This window comes from Burkholderia sp. Ax-1720 (assembly GCF_011753035.1).
Lineage (GTDB): Bacteria > Pseudomonadota > Gammaproteobacteria > Burkholderiales > Burkholderiaceae > Burkholderia > Burkholderia gladioli.
The window spans coordinates 1-17,124 of record NZ_VWWK01000037.1; the positions used below are offsets into that span (position 1 = coordinate 1).

At 66.4% G+C, this 17,124-nt stretch carries 18 protein-coding genes; 10 read left to right on the plus strand and 8 right to left on the minus strand.

The window, feature by feature from the left end:
• Positions 1–518 precede the first annotated feature (518 nt).
• From F3J18_RS13920 to F3J18_RS13935, 4 genes are all read left to right on the plus strand, one after another.
• Positions 519–1,736 (plus strand): DUF2863 family protein, encoded by a 1,218-nt coding sequence (locus F3J18_RS13920; protein WP_013698833.1) that lies wholly within the window; start codon positions 519–521, stop codon positions 1,734–1,736.
• Between the two features lie 181 nt (positions 1,737–1,917).
• On the plus strand, positions 1,918–2,754 hold the full coding sequence (locus F3J18_RS13925; protein ID WP_025102299.1) for a response regulator transcription factor: 837 nt from the start codon (positions 1,918–1,920) through the stop codon (positions 2,752–2,754).
• Between the two features lie 60 nt (positions 2,755–2,814).
• Entirely contained in the window at positions 2,815–3,489 is a 675-nt protein-coding gene (locus F3J18_RS13930; protein WP_025102298.1) for an energy-coupling factor ABC transporter permease, read from the plus strand.
• Positions 3,490–3,654: 165 nt separating this feature from the next.
• Positions 3,655–4,275, plus strand: a complete 621-nt coding sequence (locus tag F3J18_RS13935; protein ID WP_013698836.1) for a hypothetical protein — start codon at positions 3,655–3,657, stop codon at positions 4,273–4,275.
• Positions 4,276–4,384: 109 nt separating this feature from the next.
• Here the strand turns inward: F3J18_RS13935 and F3J18_RS13940 are convergent, their stop codons facing one another.
• Both F3J18_RS13940 and yaaA read right to left on the minus strand, forming a co-directional pair.
• Complete coding sequence (locus tag F3J18_RS13940; RefSeq protein ID WP_013698837.1) at positions 4,385–5,536, minus strand: M14-type cytosolic carboxypeptidase; 1,152 nt, start codon at positions 5,534–5,536, stop codon at positions 4,385–4,387.
• A 69-nt stretch (positions 5,537–5,605) separates the two neighbouring features.
• Positions 5,606–6,388 (minus strand): peroxide stress protein YaaA, encoded by a 783-nt coding sequence (gene yaaA / locus F3J18_RS13945; protein WP_036049891.1) that lies wholly within the window; start codon positions 6,386–6,388, stop codon positions 5,606–5,608.
• 57 nt (positions 6,389–6,445) lie between these two features.
• Between yaaA and F3J18_RS13950 the strand changes: the two genes are divergently transcribed.
• Positions 6,446–6,946, plus strand: coding sequence for a putative toxin-antitoxin system toxin component, PIN family (locus tag F3J18_RS13950; protein ID WP_166913141.1), 501 nt, complete (start codon positions 6,446–6,448; stop codon positions 6,944–6,946).
• 59 nt (positions 6,947–7,005) lie between these two features.
• Positions 7,006–8,178: a pyridoxal phosphate-dependent aminotransferase gene (locus F3J18_RS13955; protein ID WP_025102128.1), complete on the plus strand. Its 1,173-nt coding sequence runs from the start codon at positions 7,006–7,008 to the stop codon at positions 8,176–8,178.
• A gap of 77 nt (positions 8,179–8,255) precedes the next feature.
• Here the strand turns inward: F3J18_RS13955 and F3J18_RS13960 are convergent, their stop codons facing one another.
• Positions 8,256–8,909 carry a glutathione S-transferase gene (locus F3J18_RS13960; protein ID WP_166913142.1) on the minus strand — a complete coding sequence of 218 codons (654 nt, stop codon included), beginning with the start codon at positions 8,907–8,909 and terminating at the stop codon, positions 8,256–8,258.
• Positions 8,910–9,090: 181 nt separating this feature from the next.
• Between F3J18_RS13960 and F3J18_RS13965 the strand changes: the two genes are divergently transcribed.
• The 4 genes from F3J18_RS13965 to F3J18_RS13980 all read left to right on the plus strand — a co-directional run bounded on the left by F3J18_RS13965 (position 9,091) and on the right by F3J18_RS13980 (position 13,061).
• Positions 9,091–9,882 carry an enoyl-CoA hydratase gene (locus F3J18_RS13965; protein ID WP_025102126.1) on the plus strand — a complete coding sequence of 264 codons (792 nt, stop codon included), beginning with the start codon at positions 9,091–9,093 and terminating at the stop codon, positions 9,880–9,882.
• A 7-nt stretch (positions 9,883–9,889) separates the two neighbouring features.
• Positions 9,890–10,612, plus strand: coding sequence for a histidine phosphatase family protein (locus F3J18_RS13970; protein ID WP_166913143.1), 723 nt, complete (start codon positions 9,890–9,892; stop codon positions 10,610–10,612).
• A 26-nt stretch (positions 10,613–10,638) separates the two neighbouring features.
• The gene (locus F3J18_RS13975; RefSeq protein ID WP_025102124.1) at positions 10,639–11,745 is read left to right on the plus strand and encodes a phosphotransferase; all 1,107 of its coding nucleotides are present in this window, start codon (positions 10,639–10,641) and stop codon (positions 11,743–11,745) included.
• 95 nt (positions 11,746–11,840) lie between these two features.
• A complete protein-coding gene (locus tag F3J18_RS13980) occupies positions 11,841–13,061 on the plus strand; it encodes an acyl-CoA dehydrogenase family protein (RefSeq protein ID WP_166913144.1) in 1,221 nt (406 codons plus the stop codon).
• An 87-nt stretch (positions 13,062–13,148) separates the two neighbouring features.
• Here the strand turns inward: F3J18_RS13980 and F3J18_RS13985 are convergent, their stop codons facing one another.
• The 5 genes from F3J18_RS13985 to F3J18_RS14005 all read right to left on the minus strand — a co-directional run bounded on the left by F3J18_RS13985 (position 13,149) and on the right by F3J18_RS14005 (position 16,971).
• Entirely contained in the window at positions 13,149–13,655 is a 507-nt protein-coding gene (locus tag F3J18_RS13985; RefSeq protein ID WP_025102122.1) for a MaoC family dehydratase, read from the minus strand.
• Positions 13,652–14,110 carry a MaoC family dehydratase gene (locus F3J18_RS13990; RefSeq protein ID WP_017918096.1) on the minus strand — a complete coding sequence of 153 codons (459 nt, stop codon included), beginning with the start codon at positions 14,108–14,110 and terminating at the stop codon, positions 13,652–13,654. Before F3J18_RS13990 ends, F3J18_RS13985 begins: the two co-directional genes overlap by 4 nt.
• Positions 14,111–14,137: 27 nt before the next feature.
• Positions 14,138–15,271, minus strand: a complete 1,134-nt coding sequence (locus F3J18_RS13995) for an acyl-CoA dehydrogenase (RefSeq protein ID WP_166913145.1) — start codon at positions 15,269–15,271, stop codon at positions 14,138–14,140.
• Positions 15,272–15,281: 10 nt separating this feature from the next.
• Positions 15,282–16,478: an acyl-CoA dehydrogenase family protein gene (locus F3J18_RS14000; RefSeq protein ID WP_025096457.1), complete on the minus strand. Its 1,197-nt coding sequence runs from the start codon at positions 16,476–16,478 to the stop codon at positions 15,282–15,284.
• A 64-nt stretch (positions 16,479–16,542) separates the two neighbouring features.
• Complete coding sequence (locus F3J18_RS14005) at positions 16,543–16,971, minus strand: DUF1178 family protein (RefSeq protein ID WP_013698850.1); 429 nt, start codon at positions 16,969–16,971, stop codon at positions 16,543–16,545.
• Positions 16,972–17,124 lie beyond the last annotated feature (153 nt).

Consider the following 17,124-nt stretch of genomic DNA (forward strand, 5'->3'; position numbering starts at 1 on the left):
TGTGAGACTCTTGATACTTTTGCTGACCTGATCCGGAGATCAGGACCGCTTCCATCAAGCGTCCACACTTATCGGCTGTAGATTTTTAAAGAGCGTGTCTGCGAAGCAACTTGGTTTCTTCAGCAGCGCTGCGTTTTCAGCAGCAGAGAAGCGAGATTATGATCAACATTTCGCAGCGCGTCAACTACTTTTTTCAGCGCCGCGATCAACAGACTTCGTCGATCACTTCTCAGCCAAACGAATCAGCGGCCAACTGCTCAGGCGCTCGACTTGTCCAACCTTGCTTCTTCTTTCGTGCCGCGTTTCCGTTAGCGCGAAAGAGGCGTGATTCTAAGCAGGCTTTAGCCAGCGCGCAAGGGGGAATCGAACATATTTTTTCGCCTCTCTCTCACCTCCCCCTCTCCTCGCTTCGCCAGCACGTACCGGAATTCTCGTAGCCGTCCGGACGACCCGCTGCTCCGCGCGGGAACCGACTAAAATGGCAGGTTCAAAGCACCCACCTCTAACTATCCAGATCTATGCGCCAGCGAACCGCCAAACGCCTCCCCCCCGATGCCGACAAACTGGTCGGCCTGTCGCTCGCGCTGTTCGCATCCGGCAGCCGTGTCGAGGACCGGTTCTGGGAAGCGAAGCTCGACGCGCTGCTCACGAAGGTGATCCGCAACGGCAATCAGACGACCCTCGACGCCGCGCTCGACCATCTGCAACAGAATCATCCCGATGCCTATGGCGCGCTCGCCGACATGGCGGAGACCCACAGCGAATCGCTGCTCGTCGAACACGAGGGGCAGACGCACGAAGCGCTGCTCGTCGCCGTGCCGATTCTCGCCTGGACGCGCTACATGATTCCGTCCGGGACGCTCAAGGCCGAAATCGCCGAGGTCCTGCGCACCCACCTGCAGGCACATGTGCTCGCGGAACACACGCACGTCGCGCTCGCCCCCTTCCTCTACAGCATCGACCAATTGCCGCGCCATCACGTCGAGGCTTATCGCCTCACGCAGCAGCTCGCACAAGCCGCGCTCGGCGGCCAGGCGCCCCGCCTCAACTTCGGCGACCTGCCTGAAACCTCGCCGATCCTGGCCGACCCCCGCTTCCTGCTGGCCGTGGTCGCGACGCCGGCCGGCTCGCCGATGTTCCGCTGGCAGGAAGAAGAGCAAGGCGCGCGCATCGAACGCGGCCAGTGCCTCGAGCAATGGACCAGCCAGGGCGGCGGCAATCTGGCCAACGCGCTGCCGGGCTGCGAATTCGAATGCCTGCTGCCGGACGCCTATTACTCGGCATGCCGCGACGCCGACGAGCGCGTGCGCCCGCATACGGTTCGCACCGCCATCCGTTACCTGTTCGACACGATCGGCGCTGCCCCGCAGGAACTGCGGGCTGTCGTCGCAGGCTTCGGCGAGCGCCGCATCGACGAATACCGGATCGGCTTCACGCGACGCGGCAGCAACGACGTGATCTACGGCGTCGTGTGGCCGCTGTATGGACGCGAGAACGGCGACATCGCCGTGGAGGACACGATGGTCGATGCCGAGGCCCCGGTCGACGGCCCGATCGAGGAAATCGTCTCGCTGCTGAAGGATACGGGCGTGACCGACATCCGCCGTCACGCCGGCCGCTTCGAACCGGAATACTGCGACGATTGCGGCGTTCCGCTGTATGCCGACCCGCTCGGTGAAATCGTCCACGCCGAAATGCCGGAAGACGCCTCCCCCGCCCAGCCGCATTTCCATTGAGCCGGCACGCCGCCAGGCTGTTTCACAGCGACAAAGAGCCGCCCGCGAGGCGGCTCTTTTTTTTCACATACTTGCACCTCTTCCTATGACGTTCGGCTAGGCCGACGCGACGTAATCGTTTTGTCATCATGTTCGCGACGCTAATCGTCATCACGCTACAAACCAAACGAAGGAGGCAGCGATGAGATTCCTGGTGTTGAGTCCTGACGCGGAGCGCCGCGACGGCTTGAAGGCGTTGCTGCGGCAGATCGATCGGCACGGCGGCTACAACGATGCCAAGGATTGGCGGCAGGCCATGCGCGTCGTCAGGCAGCACAGCTTCGACATGATCATCGTCGACGCCCCGCACGGGCCTCGTCTCGGCGATCTGCGCGCGCTGTGCGAGGCCAGCGCGCCGACGCCCGTCGCGGTACTGGTCGACGATACGTCGGCCACGGCAGCCCAGGAACAGTTCGCGACCGGCGCGCAGGGCGTGGTTCCGCGCAGCATGGGCTCCCACCTCGTGATCCGGGCCTTCGAAATGGTGCTGCTGGGCGGTTACTACATACCGCCCGGTGCGCTCGATCTCATCGAAGCACGCCTGGCCGGCGATCGTTCAGTCCGTATCGCCAGGAAGATCCCCCTGCGCCGCCAACCGAGCACCGGCGTCCTCTCACCCAGGCAAGCGCAGATCATGCGTTTCGTGCACATGGGCAACACGAACAAAATGATTGCCCGCACGCTCGGCATCAGCGAAGGCACGGTCAAGATCCATCTCGCCAGCATTTTCCAGCAGCTCGGCGCGGCCAACCGTGCCGCCGCCGTGGCAATCTACAACGGCTGGCTGCCGCCGCATCTGGAGGTGCTCGCGACGGCCCGCCAGACCCAGTCGCGCCCCTTGTTCGGCTCACCAGGCTCGATTCCGCCATCCCCACGCGCAAGCCGCAGGAAATATCCGCTGGTTGCCTACGAGGGGCCGCAGATCCCGGTACCCATGGCGGCCGAGCCGGAGCCGACGACGCCGAAACGCAACACCTGAGTCGGCACCGGGCGTCGAATCGGTTCCCATTTTTCAGCGTCAACGAGTAATATTCGAAGCATGGGCTTCCTCTACACGCCGCTTCCGCTCTGGGTCGCCGTCGGTGGCTGGATTGCCGCCGCGGCGGCGCTCGCGCTCGCGTCGTGGAAGCGTCCGTTCAGCCGCCTCAAGGATCCGACACTGCAGCACGTCTGGTGTGCGCTGATCGCCACGATCACCGTGCTCTGGGCTTCGAACGCCTGGCTCGACGACGGCCTCGTCATGCATCTGCTCGGCGCGACGCTGATCGCGACCCTGTTCGACTGGACGCTCGCCTTGATCGCGATGGGCGCCGTCACCGGCATCGCGGCCATCGTCTTCGATGCGAGCTGGCAGGGTGTCGGCCTGACCTATCTCGTCTACGGCGCCCTGCCGGTTGCCATTTCGACGCTGTTCCAGCGTGCCGCGGTTGCCTGGCTGCCCCACAACCTCCCGACCTTCATCGTCGGCCAGGGCTTCATCGCCCCGGCCGTCACCATCGGCGTCGTGGCCGCCGCAGCGGCAGGCGTGCAGATCGGCATCGCCGACGGCTCGGCCCTGGTGATTCCGGCCGGTTATGGCTTGAACACGCTGCTGCTCGCACTCGGCGAGGCCTGGTTCACCGGCATGGCCACCGCCCTGATCGCGATCTACCGGCCGGCCTGGGTGACCACCTTCGATGTGCGTCGCTACCGTCTCGGCGGCCCTCGCGCCTGAAAATATCCGCTGCGGCTCGGGCAATCGTGCCGGCTCGGTTCGCGAGCCGGCACTTTCGACCAGGCAAACAGCAGCATGTCAAAAAAATTGCGCTAAGATTGAACTCTTCGCCTTCGTCGGGCATCTTACGTGCCCGGCGACTCAATTCCGCACTCTCGAATCCTGATGGACAGCTTCCCCGCCCAGCGTCTATTCGGCGTGTTCGGCAAGCTGGCAGCCTGTGTCGCAGGCCTGTCGCTTGCGCTTTCCGCCCCCGCCTTCGCCGACCTGCTCGATCAGCGCACCGAACTGATCAACAAATACGTCACCGAAATGCATGCCGATCCGCTCGTCGCCGACTGCGCCGCGCACGGCAATTTCATTGCGAGCACATCGAGTGCATTCGATCACGTCGAATTCCCGCCCAGCGCATTCGACAGCGGCAATGCCACGATCACCCCCTGGAACGACTCGTTCGACGAGGGCAAGCAGCGCATCAAGGTCGACAGCATCGTGACGGTCGAAGGTCTCGGTATTTCGCAGAACGGCGGTGACCCGGCCAGCCTGAAATTCCGCTGCGGCTATGTCGGCAGCCAGATGCTCGCCTTCAGCTGGAACGACCCGGTCCCTCCCGCCAGGCCGCGCGCCGAGCGCAGCAGTTCGTCGAAGCGGCAATTGCACGGTGGTCATCGCGGCAAGGGCAAGGCCAAGGCGAGCGGCAAGAGCACTCGCAAATCGGCGACGGTGAAGAAATCGACGACGAGCAAGAAAGCCGTCAAGAAGAAGAGCACGGCGAAGAAATCCTGAGCTCCGGCGCCCTCGCGGCGCGTCACGATCGGCTCTTCATGCAAAAGGCCGGAATGCGTCGACATTCCGGCCTTTTGTTTTGCGCATTCAACGCCGAGGCATCGTCTCCTCAGGCAAAGCGCTGCAGATGGTTCAGGATCGGCAGCAGCATCGAGGCACCGAGCGCCGCGCTGCGCTCGCCGTTCCAGCCGACGCGCTCGTCCGGCAGGTTGGCGTTGTCCTTGAACGGCATTTCGAGCGTCAGCGACAGGCAGCCGAAGGCGTGGCCGATGTATTTCGAGGCCAGCTTGAGCGCATCCTCGCGATACTTGCTGGCCGCATAACCATGCTCGTCCTGGAAATCGGGGCTTGCCTGCTTGAACGCGGCGATGAACGCGTCCTGCTCCTCGCGCTGGCGATCGGTGAAGCCGGGCAGCATTTCCGAACCGGCCACGAACACGTAGGGCAGGTCCTCGTCGCCGTGGATGTCGAAGAACATGTCGCAGCCGATCGCGTGGATCGCATCGCGCACCACCAGCACTTCGGGGCTGCGCGCCGCGTCGGGTTCCATCCACTCGCGGTTCAGGTTGGCGCCGACCGCGTTGGTGCGCAGGTTGCCGTGCACGCTGCCGTCGGGATTCATGTTCGCGACGATATAGAAGGTCGCGTGATCGTAGAGCTTGCGCGCCACCGCGTCGCCCGCCCAGTCGCCCCAGCCGGCCAGACGCTTGACCAGCCCTTCCACGAACCATTCGGCCATCGATTCGCCGGGATGCTGGCGCGCGATGACCCATACCTTCTTCTTGCTGCCATCCTCGTCGGGCGTGCCGAGCACGAGCAGGGACATCGGCCGCCCCTCGACGGTGCGGCCCAGCTCGACCACGTTGGCCTGCGGCATCTGCTGGATCGCGCCGAGGAATTCCGAATGACGCTCCTCGCCATAGGGCTCGAAGTAGGCGTAATAGATGCTGTCGAATTCCGGCGTGTGATCGATCGTCATCACCTTGCCGTCGAAATCGGTCGGCACGCGGAACCAGTTCACGCGGTCATAGCTCGCCGCCGCGCGATAACCGCGCCAGCCCGCCGGGTAGGCGCTCTCGTGCGCGTTCTCGAAACGCATCACGCAGCGCTCGCCGCGCGCGCCCGACAGGCGGAAATAGAACCATTGCGCGAACTCGGATTGATTGTCGCCGCGAATCCGCAGGCGGATCTCCTCGGGACGCTCGCAGGACACGACGTCGATCGCGCCGGCATCGAACTGGGTGGAAATCGAGAGAGTCATCTTGTCTCCAGGTAGCCGCGCCCTCTTGAGGCACGGGATCAGATCGGAACCTCGGGGACGGCGCGTGGATTACGCGCCGATCCGCCGACGGAACACATAGGTGGAATCGTTCGAGGCCTCGGCGTCGAAGGCATACCCTTCCTCGGCGAAGTCCTTCAAATGCTCGGCCGACGCGATGCGCCGGGTCACCGCGTAACGCGCCATCAAGCCGCGCGCGCGCTTGGCGTGGAAGCTGATGATCTTGTAGCGGCCGCCCTTCCAGTCCTCGAACACCGGCGTGATGACCGGCGCGTCGAGCAGCTTCGGCTTCACCGACTTGAAGTACTCGGTCGAGGCGCAGTTCACGAGCACGCGTGCGTCGCCATCGCGCGAGGCCAGTTGCGTGTTCAAGGCCCGCGTGATGCGCTCGCCCCAGAAGGCATAGAGATCCTTGCCGCGCGGATTCTGGAAACGCGTGCCCATCTCGAGCCGATACGGCTGCAGCAAGTCCAGCGGGCGCAGCAGCCCGTAGAGGCCGGACAGCACGCGCACATGCTGCTGGGCATAGTCGAGGTCGGAGGCGGACAAGGTCCGCGCGTCGAACCCCTCGTAGACATCGCCATTGAAGGCGAGCACCGCCTGCTTGGCGTTGGCGGCCGTGAACTGGCGCGACCAATCCGCGTAACGCTGGAAGTTGAGACGGGCCAGCGGGTCCGAAATGTCCATCAGCGTGGAAATCTGCTGCGGCGACAGTTTCCGCAATCCCTCGATCAGCTCGGCCGCGTCTTCGATGAAGTCGGGCAGCGTGTGGGTCGGAATATGGGGCGGGGTCTCGTAATCGAGCGATTTCGCGGGAGAGAGAACGATTATCATAGAGGCTCGCCGGCACGCGGTGCGGTGCCGTCAGACGAAAACCACCGATTGTAACGAATGCCCAGCCCCAACGCTCCGCGAGACGGGCACCGCGTGGTGCTCGACTCGAACGTCTGGATCGACATCCTCGTGTTCGACGACCCCGCCGTGCGCCCGATCCGGGCCGCGCTCGAGAACGGCAGCCTGGTTGCCCTGATCGATGCGCGCTGCCTGAACGAACTCGAGCACGTGCTCGACTATCCGCAATTCGCCTCGCGCGCGCTCGACAAGGCCGCCGCGCTGGCCACCGTCGCCCGGCTCTCGCAAGCGGCCGACGGCTCGGCCCCGCTGCCCGAGGACGCGCCGCCGCTGCCGAAGTGCAAGGACCGCGACGACCAGAAATTCCTCGAACTCGCCCGGGCCGTCGATGCCGACTGGCTCGTGTCGAAAGACCGCGCGCTGCTGAAGCTCTCGCGCCGCACCGAACGCGACTTCCACTTCCAGATCGCGCAGCCGGCACCGTTCGTGAGCGCCTGCGGGCTCGAACCCGCCGAACCCACCGAGCCGACGTCGGCCTGAAGGCCGCAGCCCGCGCCGCGCTCGGCCCCGTCCACCCCATCGCATCCGCCCGACACACGATGAACGCACCGTCCGCCTCGCCCGTCACGCCCGCCATCGTTTCCCGCCTGCCGCAGGTCGGCACCACGATCTTCACGGTCATGAGCGCGCTCGCGGCCGAAAAGGGCGCGGTCAACCTGGGCCAGGGCTTCCCCGATTTCCATTGCGATCCGAGGATCATCGAGGCGGTCGCCGAGGCGATGCGCGACGGCCACAACCAATATCCGCCGATGACGGGCGCCGCGCCGCTGCGCGAGGCGATCGCCGACAAGATCGAACGGATCTACGGCCGCCGCTACGACGCGGCCAGCGAGATCACCGTCACGGCCGGCGCGACGCAGGCGCTGCTGACGGCGATCCTCTGCGCGGTCCACCCCGGCGACGAGGTGATCGTGGTCGAGCCGACCTACGACAGCTACCTGCCCTCGATCGAACTCGCCGGCGGCAAGCCGGTGTTCGTCACGCTGGAAGCGCCCGACTACGCGATCCCCTTCGACAAGCTGGCGGCCGCGATCACGCCGAAGACGCGGCTGATCCTGATCAACACGCCGCACAACCCGACCGGCACGGTCTGGCGCGAATCGGACATGCGCCAGCTCGAGGAGATCGTGCGCGGCACCGAGGTGCTGATCCTATCGGACGAGGTCTACGAGCACATGGTCTACGACGGCGAGCGGCACGAGAGCGTGGCGCGCTACCCGGAACTCGCGGCGCGCAGTTTCATCGTCTCGAGCTTCGGCAAGACCTATCACGTGACGGGCTGGAAGGTCGGCTACGTCGCCGCGCCGGCAGCGCTGACGGCCGAATTCCGCAAGGTCCACCAGTTCAACGTGTTCACCGTCAACACGCCGATGCAGGCCGGGCTCGCCAGCTACCTGCGCGATCCCGAGCCCTACCTGACGCTGCCGGCGTTCTACCAGAAGAAGCGCGACCTGTTCCGCGCCGGGCTCGCCTCGACGCGCTTCAAGCTGCTGCCCTGCGCCGGCACCTACTTCCAGTGCGTCGATTATTCGGCGATCAGCGACCTGCCCGAGGCGGAATTCGCCAAGTGGCTGACCGCCGAGATCGGGGTTGCCGCGATCCCCGTGTCGGCCTTCTATCACGAGCCGCACGAATCGGGCGTGGTGCGCTTCTGCTTCGCCAAGCGCGAAGACACGCTCGCGACCGCGCTGGAGCGCCTCTCGCGGCTCTAAGCGGGCCGCGCGGCGCCGGCAGCTTCCCGAGTTCGCGCCGCGGCTGCCCTGGCCCCAGCCCGCGCAGCCGCCCTGGCCTAGCGCCTGGCGCCGTTCGCCTCGAGATAAGCCTTGCGATCGGCCGTCACGCGCTGCGCGGCGGGACGCTCGCCCACCAGCTTCGAATACGCCTTCCAGTCGATTCCCGCCTCGACCACCAGATCGCGGCCATACACGGCCTTGGTCGCGAGCCCCACGATCGGCAGGTGGATATAGGCGGCCACGTCGGCCATCCCGTAGGTCTCGCCGAGCACGTAGGGCGCGAAGCGCGTCATCTTGCGAAACGCGGCCAACGCGCCGACCAGGCGCTTCTCGACGCGCCGCTGCGTCTCCTCGCTGGCCGTGCCGCCGAAAAATGCCAGCCCGTACAGGCTGCGCGCGACCCATTCGAGATACAGTTCGACGAAGACGGTGATTTCCCGCACCTTGGCCGCCTCGAACGGATCGGCCGGGAACAGGCCCTTCTCCGGATAACGCGCGGCAAGGTACTCGACGATCGCCTGCGATTCCGACAGCGAGCCGTGCTCGGTGCGCAGGAACGGCACCTTGCCGAACGGCGAGGCGTCGAGCGCCTCGTCACCGCTCAGCGGCAGCGTATGAATCTGCTCCTCGAAATCGATCTCGTGATCGAGCAGCACCAGCTTCACCTTGTTGTAGTAGTTCGATAAGGGCAAACCACAGAGCTGCAGCATCATCGTTCTCCTGTCCTGACGGGTTCGAGGCGCGAGCCCTGCTCGTGAAATCCGCGGCTCGTCGCGACATGCCGAATAGCACGTTCGTGCTAGTCTAAAGCACTTCGCAGCCCCGACCACCGGACGCGCGTTCATGCATTCGCCGCGCCGGCCAAAAGACCGACATCCTGGAGACATCCGCATGAGCGCCGAACTGCTCGCGTCCCGCCCCGCCGAAAGCGAATCGACCCTGGTCTTGACGCTATCGAATCCGGGCGCGCGCAACGCCCTGCATCCCGACATGTACGCGGCCGGCCTCGAGGCGATGAACACCGCCGAGCGCGATCCCTCGATCCGCAGCGTGGTGCTGACCGGCGCGGATCGCTTCTTCTGCGCCGGCGGCAACCTGAACCGGCTGCTCGAGAATCGCGCCAGGGATCCCGCGGTGCAGGCCGCCAGCATCGACCTGCTAGGCGAATGGATCACCGCGATCCGGACCGTCACCAAGCCGGTGATCGCGGCGGTCGAAGGCGCGGCCGCCGGGGCCGGTTTCTCGCTGGCGCTGGCCTGCGACCTGGTCGTCGCCGCCGAGGACGCGAAATTCGTGATGTCCTACGCGCGCGTCGGACTCACGCCGGACGGCGGCGGCTCCTGGTTCCTGGCCCGTGCACTGCCGCGCGCGCTGGCCACTGAAATCCTGATCGAGGGCAAACCAATCGTGGCCCAACGCCTGCATGATCTCGGCGTCGTCAATCGCCTCGCGCGTGCCGGCTCGGTGCTCGGCGAAACGCTGGCCTGGGCCGACGAGCTCGGCCGCATCTCGCCGAACGCCGTCACGCGCGTGAAGGCCTTGCTCGCCGACGCGCCCGAGCAGCCGCTCGCGGCGCACCTGGTGGCCGAGCGCGATCATTTCGTCGCCTCGCTCCATCATGCCGACGGGCTCGAAGGCATCACCGCCTTCCTAGAGAAACGGCCGCCCGTCTATTCCCGATGATCCCAGGATGACCACTATCTATACCCTGCCGACTCGCCGCCGCATCTACCTGATGCGACATGGCGACGTCACCTATTTCGATGCCCGGCAACAGGCGATCGACCCGGACGCGGTACCGCTCAACGAACTCGGCCGGGCCCAGGCCCGCGCGGCCGGCCGCGCCTTCGCCGCGCAATCGATCCGCTTCGACCGCGTGATCACCAGCGGCCTGAATCGCACCGTCGAAACGGCCTCGCTCGTGCTCGCGGAAACCGGACAGGCGATCGACGTCGAGATCGAACCGGCATGGCGCGAAATCCGCGGCGGCCATCTTGCCGACCTGCCGCCGGAGGATGTCGAGGCGGCCTTTATCGGCGCCTTCCACGGCATCGTCCCCGAACACGTGCCCTTCCTCGGCGGCGAAACCATTGGCGAGCTGATCGATCGCGTGCTGCCGCCGCTCGCGGCGCTGCGCGCCGATCCCGGCTGGGACACCGCGCTGCTGGTGCTGCACGGCGGCGTCAACTGTGCGCTGCTGTCCCATGCCACGCTGCCCGAGCAGCGGCTGTTCATCGGACGCTTCGCGCAATCGACCGCCTGCATCAACGTGCTCGACGTCGGCCAGCATGCGCACGACTGGGTGATCCGGCAACTCAACTACACGCCGCCCGATGCGCTGCATCGCGACGCTCGCAACACCGTCATGGAAGTGCTCTATCACCAATTCGTTCAGGCCAACGCGGGAAGCTGAACCCGCGCGGCGCCCCGGAGGCAAGGATGAGGCAAGCGCAGCAAGGAGCGGCAAAACCGGACGATTATTCGGCCTTCGAGGGCACAGCGCCGGTCAGCGCGGCCCAGCACATCGACACCGCGGCGCTCGACACCTGGCTCGCCGCCCATGTGAGTGGGTATGCGGGCCCGCTCTCGATCGAGCAGTTCCGCGGCGGGCAGTCGAACCCGACCTTCAAGCTCGTCACGCCGACGCGCCGCTATGTGCTGCGCGCCAAGCCGGCGCCGGTCGCCAAACTGCTGCCCTCGGCCCACGCGATCGAGCGCGAGTACCGCGTGATGGCCGCGCTCGCCGATACCGACGTGCCGGTGCCGCGCATGCTCGCGCTCTGCGAGGACGAATCGGTGATCGGCCGCGCCTTCTACGTGATGAGCTGCGTCGAGGGGCGGGTGCTGTGGGATCCTGCGCTGCCCGGCATGACGCAAGCCGAGCGCGCCGCCCACTACGACGAGATGAATCGCGTGATCGCCGCGCTGCACCGGCTCGACCCGCAGGCGCTCGGACTCGGCGACTATGGCAAGCCCGGCAATTACTTCGCGCGCCAGATCGGGCGCTGGAGCAAGCAGTACGCCGCCTCGGAAACCGAGCCGATCGAGGCCATGCACCGGCTGATCGAATGGCTGCCGCAGCATATCCCGGCCGCCGACGCAGCCCGGCAACGCAGCGCCATCGTCCATGGCGACTTCCGGCTCGACAACCTGATCTTCGCGCCCGACGCGCCGCGCGTGCTGGCCGTGCTCGACTGGGAACTCTCCACGCTCGGCGATCCGCTCGCCGATTTCTCCTATCACTGCATGACCTGGCATACCGAGCCGGGACGATTCCGCGGCATCGGCGGGCTCGACCTGGCCGCGCTCGGCATCCCCGACGAACGTCACCACATCGCCAGCTATGTCGAGCGCACCGGCTTCACGATCGAGGGCGACTGGCATTTTTATCTCGCCTACAACATGTTCCGGATCGCCGCGATCCTGCAAGGCATCATGAAGCGCGTGGCCGATGGCACCGCCTCCAGCGCGCGTGCGCTCGACGCCGGCCGGCAGGCACGGCCGATGGCGGAACTCGCCTGGCGCTACGCCCAGCAAGTGCGCTGAACACAATGGGCTCGGCAGCACATCGAGCCCGGCCGATTCTTCGTTCCGGTTCTTCGTTCCGATTCCGATCGACGCCCTACTCCAGCGAGGTGGCAATGGAATTCGATTACTCCCCCAAGGCCGAGGTCCTGCGCGAGCGGCTGCTCGCCTTCTTCGACACCCACATCTATCCGAACGAGCGCGTGTTCCATGAGGAGATCGCGCGCAACCGGCGCGACGGCAACGCCTGGCGCGCGGTCGGCCTGCTCGACACGCTGAAGGACGAGGCGCGCGCGGCCGGGCTATGGAACCTGTTCCTGCCCGAATCCGATCGTGGCGCCGGCCTGTCGAACCTGGACTACGCGCCGCTCTGCGAAATCATGGGACGCGTGCCCTGGGCGCCCGAGGTCTTCAACTGCAACGCGCCCGACACCGGCAACATGGAAACGCTCGAGCGCTACGCCAGCGACGATCAGAAACGCGAGTGGCTCGAGCCCCTGCTCGACGGCACGATCCGCTCGGCCTTCCTGATGACCGAGCCGGAAGTGGCTTCGTCGGATGCCACCAATATCCGCACGCGCATCGAGCGCGACGGCGACAGCTACCTGATCAACGGCCACAAATGGTGGTCCTCGGGTGCCGGCGATCCGCGCTGCAAGCTCTATATCGTGATGGGCAAGACCGATCCCGAGGCGCCGCGCCATGCGCAGCAGTCGATGATCCTGGTGCCGTCCAATGCGCCCGGCATCACGGTGCATCGACCGCTGAACGTGTTCGGCTACGACGACGCCCCGCACGGCCATATGGAGATCACGCTGGAGAACGTCCGGGTGCCGGCCGACAACCTGCTGCTCGGCGAGGGGCGAGGGTTCGAGATCGCGCAGGGCCGTCTCGGCCCGGGGCGCATCCATCACTGCATGCGCCTGATCGGGCTCGCCGAGCGCGCGCTGGAGTTGATGTGCCGGCGCACGCTGCAGCGCGTCGCCTTCGGCAAGCCGATCGCGCAGCAGACCGTGACCCAGGAGCGGATCGCCGAGGCGCGCTGCCTGATCGATCAGGCGCGCCTGCTGACGCTCAACGCGGCCTGGAAGATGGACAAGGTCGGCAACAAGGAGGCGCGCCGCGAGATTGCGATGATCAAGGTGGTCGCGCCGAACATGGCCTGCCAGGTGATCGACTGGGCGATCCAGGCGCATGGCGGCGGCGGCGTCAGCGACGATTTTCCGCTGGCCTACGCCTATGCCTCGGCACGCACGCTGCGTTTTGCCGACGGCCCCGACGAAGTCCACCGCAACGCGATCGCCAAGCTCGAACTCGCGCGCTACTCGGCAGCCTAGATGCGCAACGGCGGGACGGCGCCTGCGCGCCGCCCCGCCGTTCGGGCATGCCTTGGGCGGCAGCCGCGCCGCCTGCCGCCCGGAACTTCAGAACAGGTGCAAGGTGACGAACTCGGCCGCGCAGGCCAGCGCCGGCTCGCCCGACGAGTCGACCTGCACCGCGACCGACCAGGTGCATTGCAGGCCGCCCTGCTTGCCGTCGATCGCCGTCTTCACCGCGAACAGCCCGCGCACCTTCGCGCCGACCGGCACCGGCCGCAGGAAGCGCACGCGGTTCAGCCCGTAGTTCACACCCATTTTCTGCTCGAATTCGATCGCATCGGTCATCAGCGCCGGGATCAGGGACAGCGTCAGGAAGCCGTGCGCGATCGGGCCGCCGAACGGCGATTCGCGCGAGGCCCGCTCGGGATCGACGTGGATCCATTGATGATCGTTGGTCGCGTCGGCGAACTGGTTGACGCGCGACTGCTCGATCACGATCCACTCGCTCGCGAAACCATCCGCGCCGACCAGCGCGCGCAGCGCCTCGATGGACGCGATGCGCGGCCGCTCGGGCCGCTGCCCAGGCTGCTTCTCCGTCGAATCGCCGCTCATGCGCCCGCCTGCGGATTGCGCAGCCCGAAAATCACCTTGGAGCGCACCGTGATCACGGTTTCGCCGCTCTCGTCGGTGCCGACCCACTCCGTCGTCACGATGCCGCGATCGGGACGGCTCGCCGACAGCCGCTTGTCGAGGATCCGCTGCTGCATCGTGATGGTCGCGCCGGCGCGCACCGGCTTGATCCAGCGGATCTCCTCGATGCCGGGCGAGCCCATGCTGGTCGAGTCGTGCAGCACGTTGCGCACCAGCATGCCCATGAACACCGAGCAGGTGTGCCAGCCGCTCGCCACCAATCCGCCGAACGGCGAGGCCTTGCCGGCCGCCTCGTCGAGATGGAACGGTTGCGGATCAAAGCGCTGCGCGAATTCGATGATCTCGTCCGGCGTGAACGTGTGTTTGCCGACCTCGGTCAGCCCGCCGACTTCCAGATCCTCATAGCCGATCGTCATACCCATCTCCTGTCAGTTTGCGTGCTCTCAGGCCGCATCGTATTCGAAAAAATCCGGCAGCGAGGCAAATCGCGCCGTGTGGTGATCGACATCGCCGAGCGTCAGGTCGATGATCGACAGTCGCTTGAACAGATGGGCCGCCGCGACCTCGTTGGTCATGCCCATCCCGCCATGCAGCTGGATCGCCTGCTGCCCGACGAAACGCGCGGCTTGCCCCACCCGCACTTTCGCGGCGGATACCGCGCGGCGCCGTTGATCGGCGTCGTCGTCGGCATAGCGCAGCGCCGCCAGATAAGCCAGCGAGCGAGCCTGCTCGGTGTGGATCAACATGTCGACCATGCGGTGCTGCAGCACCTGGAAACGCGCGATCGGCGTGCCGAACTGCTCGCGCGTGCGCGTGTAGTCGAGCGTCGCGCGATTGAGCGCGTCCAGCGCGCCGATCGCCTCGGCACAGAGCAGCACGATACCGTAATCGGCGATCCGCTCCAGCGTTTCGGCACCGCGGCTGCCGTCGACGAGCCGGCGCGCGGGCGCGTTCGAGAAACGCAGCGTCGCCGCGCGCTGGCCGTCGATGGTTCGGTAATCCTCGACATCGGCACCGGCGGCACCGCGCTCGACCAGGAACAACGCGATCGCGCCATCGGGCTGCCGGGCCGGCACGATCCAGGCCTGCGCCTGGGCGCCGTGGCGAACCAGCGCCTTGCTGCCGCTGAGCCGGAAGCCGTCGCCGGCCGGCTCCGCACGCGAATCGATGGCGAGCAGCTCGTAGCGCGCGCCGGGTTCGTCGAAGGCAACCGCCAGGCGCGCCTCGCCGCCGGCCACGCGCGCCAGCAGCGCTCGATCGGCTTGATGCTCGCTGGCCGCGAGCCGCAGCGCCTCGGCGCCGACCGCCGTCGCCCAATACGGCTCGACCACCAGCGCGGCGCCCAGCGCCTGCATGGCTACCAGCATGTCGAGCGCGCAGCCGCCCAGGCCGCCGCTCGCCTCCGGTACCGGCAAGGCGGTCAGCCCCAGCTCCGCGAACGCGCGCCATTGCTCGTCGGATACGCCCTCGCGCGAGGCGACGATCGCCTGGCGCGTCTCGAAGCCGTAGCGCTGGCCGAGATAACGGCGCAACGCGTCGGCGAATTGCTGCTGTTCTTCGCTGAAAGTGAAGTCCATGCGTCGCTCCTCAGAGGCCCAGGATCATCTGCGCGATGATGTTCTTCTGGATTTCGTTCGACCCGCCGTAGATCGAGGTCTTGCGGAAATTGAAGTAATAGGCGGCAAGCGGTGCCGCGTCGTCGTCGCCGCTCACCGCGCGATCGCGCTCTCCGTCGAGGAAGGCCGGATCGAACGGCGCGGCGAGCGGCCCGATCGCATCGACCATCAGCTCGGTCAGCGCCTGCTGGATCTCGGAGCCCTTGATCTTCAGCATCGAGGCCTCGGGGCCCGGCCCTCGCCCGCTCGCTTCCTGGCTGACCACGCGCAGCGCGGTCACCTCCAGCGCCATCAGGTCGATTTCCAGCGAGGCCACGCGGGCGGCGAACACCGGATCCTCCAGCAGGGAGCGGCCGTTGCGGCGCTGCCCGGCCGCGATGCGCTTGAGGAAGCGCAGTTCACGCTTCGAGGTGCCGACGCGCGCGATGCTGGTGCGCTCGTGGCCAAGCAGGTACTTGGCATAGGTCCAGCCGCGGTTCTCCTCGCCGACGAGGTTCTCGACCGGCACCAGCACGTCCTCGAAGAACACCTCGTTGACTTCGTGCTCCTCGTCGAGCGTGATGATCGGCCTCACCGTGATGCCCGGCGTCTTCATGTCGATCAGCAGGAAGGAGATGCCCTCCTGCTTCTTCACGGCCGTATCGGTGCGCACCAGGCAGAACATCATGTCGGCATATTGGCCGAGCGTGGTCCAGGTCTTCTGGCCGTTGACGAGATAGTGATCGCCGCGCCGTTCGGCGCGCGTGCGCAGCGAGGCGAGGTCGGAACCCGAGCCGGGCTCGGAGTAACCCTGGCACCACCAGTCGCTGCCATCGAGGATGCGCGGCAGATAGTGGCGCTTCTGGGCCTCGTTGCCATATTTCATCAGCACCGGCCCGACCATCGACACGCCGAAGGTCAGCGGCGACGGCGTGCCCGCGCGGGCGCACTCCTCGTCCCAGATGAAGCGCCGCGTCGCGTCCCAGCCCGGGCCGCCGTATTCGACGGGCCAGGCGGGCGCCGACCAGCCGCGCGTCGCGAGCCGGCGATGCCAGTCGAGATAATCCTCGCGGGACAGACGTTTGTGATTGAGTACCTTGTCGCGCAGCGTGCGAGGCAGGTTGGCCTCGAGCCAGGTGCGAACTTCGACGCGGAACGCGTCGTCGGCGGGGGAATGGTCCAGATCCATGCGCATGTCTCCTGGCCGCGAGCCGGAGCGTCCGGCTGGAGACGACGCGCCGATCAGGAGACGATCATTGCAGCGGCTCTTTCAGTGCGGCCGGCACCGGTAGCGGCATCACGTCGATGCCTTCCTCGACGAGGGCGCGCGCATCCTCGGCCGAGGTCACGCCGCGAATATTGCGCGCGGGCGCCTCGTTGTAATGGATGCGTCGCGCTTCCTCGGCGAAGCGCTCGCCCACGTTCTCGGTCTTGTCCAGTACCTCGCGCAAGGCGCGCATCAGCTGCGCCTGCATCTGCCGCGGATCGGTTGCCGGCGCCTTTTCCTTCGTCGCGCCTGACAGGTTCAGGCGCGGCGCCGACGGCATCCGGCTGATTTCGGTCGCCCCGCAAACCGGACATTCGACCAGCTTGCGAGACAGCTGCGATTCGAAATCATCGGAAGACGCAAACCAGCCTTCGAAGCGATGGCCGTGCGTGCACTGTAAATCGAGGACCTTCATGCTGAATCGGGGCGTCTCGGGAGTGTACGCCCAATCGGAAGATTTAAGAACGACCGTGCTAAATCACGATCGAAATTCTCCGGGACGAGCCCGGACTGGCTGGATTGTAACGTGCGGGGGAATTTGGCGCCGAAGGTGGGTTCGGCGATGCGC

Coding starts and splice junctions, on each gene's coding strand:
- F3J18_RS13955 (WP_025102128.1), top strand. CDS start 7,006: ATGAACGCACCGTCCGCCTCGCCCGTCACGCCCGCCATCGTTTCCCGC.
- F3J18_RS13970 (WP_166913143.1), top strand. CDS start 9,890: ATGACCACTATCTATACCCTGCCGACTCGCCGCCGCATCTACCTGATG.
- F3J18_RS13990 (WP_017918096.1), bottom strand. CDS start 14,110: ATGACGATCGGCTATGAGGATCTGGAAGTCGGCGGGCTGACCGAGGTC.
- F3J18_RS14000 (WP_025096457.1), bottom strand. CDS start 16,478: ATGGATCTGGACCATTCCCCCGCCGACGACGCGTTCCGCGTCGAAGTT.
- F3J18_RS13935 (WP_013698836.1), top strand. CDS start 3,655: ATGGACAGCTTCCCCGCCCAGCGTCTATTCGGCGTGTTCGGCAAGCTG.
- F3J18_RS13985 (WP_025102122.1), bottom strand. CDS start 13,655: ATGAGCGGCGATTCGACGGAGAAGCAGCCTGGGCAGCGGCCCGAGCGG.
- F3J18_RS13930 (WP_025102298.1), top strand. CDS start 2,815: ATGGGCTTCCTCTACACGCCGCTTCCGCTCTGGGTCGCCGTCGGTGGC.
- F3J18_RS14005 (WP_013698850.1), bottom strand. CDS start 16,971: ATGAAGGTCCTCGATTTACAGTGCACGCACGGCCATCGCTTCGAAGGC.
- F3J18_RS13950 (WP_166913141.1), top strand. CDS start 6,446: ATGCCCAGCCCCAACGCTCCGCGAGACGGGCACCGCGTGGTGCTCGAC.
- F3J18_RS13960 (WP_166913142.1), bottom strand. CDS start 8,909: ATGCTGCAGCTCTGTGGTTTGCCCTTATCGAACTACTACAACAAGGTG.
- F3J18_RS13925 (WP_025102299.1), top strand. CDS start 1,918: ATGAGATTCCTGGTGTTGAGTCCTGACGCGGAGCGCCGCGACGGCTTG.
- F3J18_RS13940 (WP_013698837.1), bottom strand. CDS start 5,536: ATGACTCTCTCGATTTCCACCCAGTTCGATGCCGGCGCGATCGACGTC.
- F3J18_RS13920 (WP_013698833.1), top strand. CDS start 519: ATGCGCCAGCGAACCGCCAAACGCCTCCCCCCCGATGCCGACAAACTG.
- F3J18_RS13975 (WP_025102124.1), top strand. CDS start 10,639: ATGAGGCAAGCGCAGCAAGGAGCGGCAAAACCGGACGATTATTCGGCC.
- yaaA (WP_036049891.1), bottom strand. CDS start 6,388: ATGATAATCGTTCTCTCTCCCGCGAAATCGCTCGATTACGAGACCCCG.
- F3J18_RS13980 (WP_166913144.1), top strand. CDS start 11,841: ATGGAATTCGATTACTCCCCCAAGGCCGAGGTCCTGCGCGAGCGGCTG.
- F3J18_RS13995 (WP_166913145.1), bottom strand. CDS start 15,271: ATGGACTTCACTTTCAGCGAAGAACAGCAGCAATTCGCCGACGCGTTG.
- F3J18_RS13965 (WP_025102126.1), top strand. CDS start 9,091: ATGAGCGCCGAACTGCTCGCGTCCCGCCCCGCCGAAAGCGAATCGACC.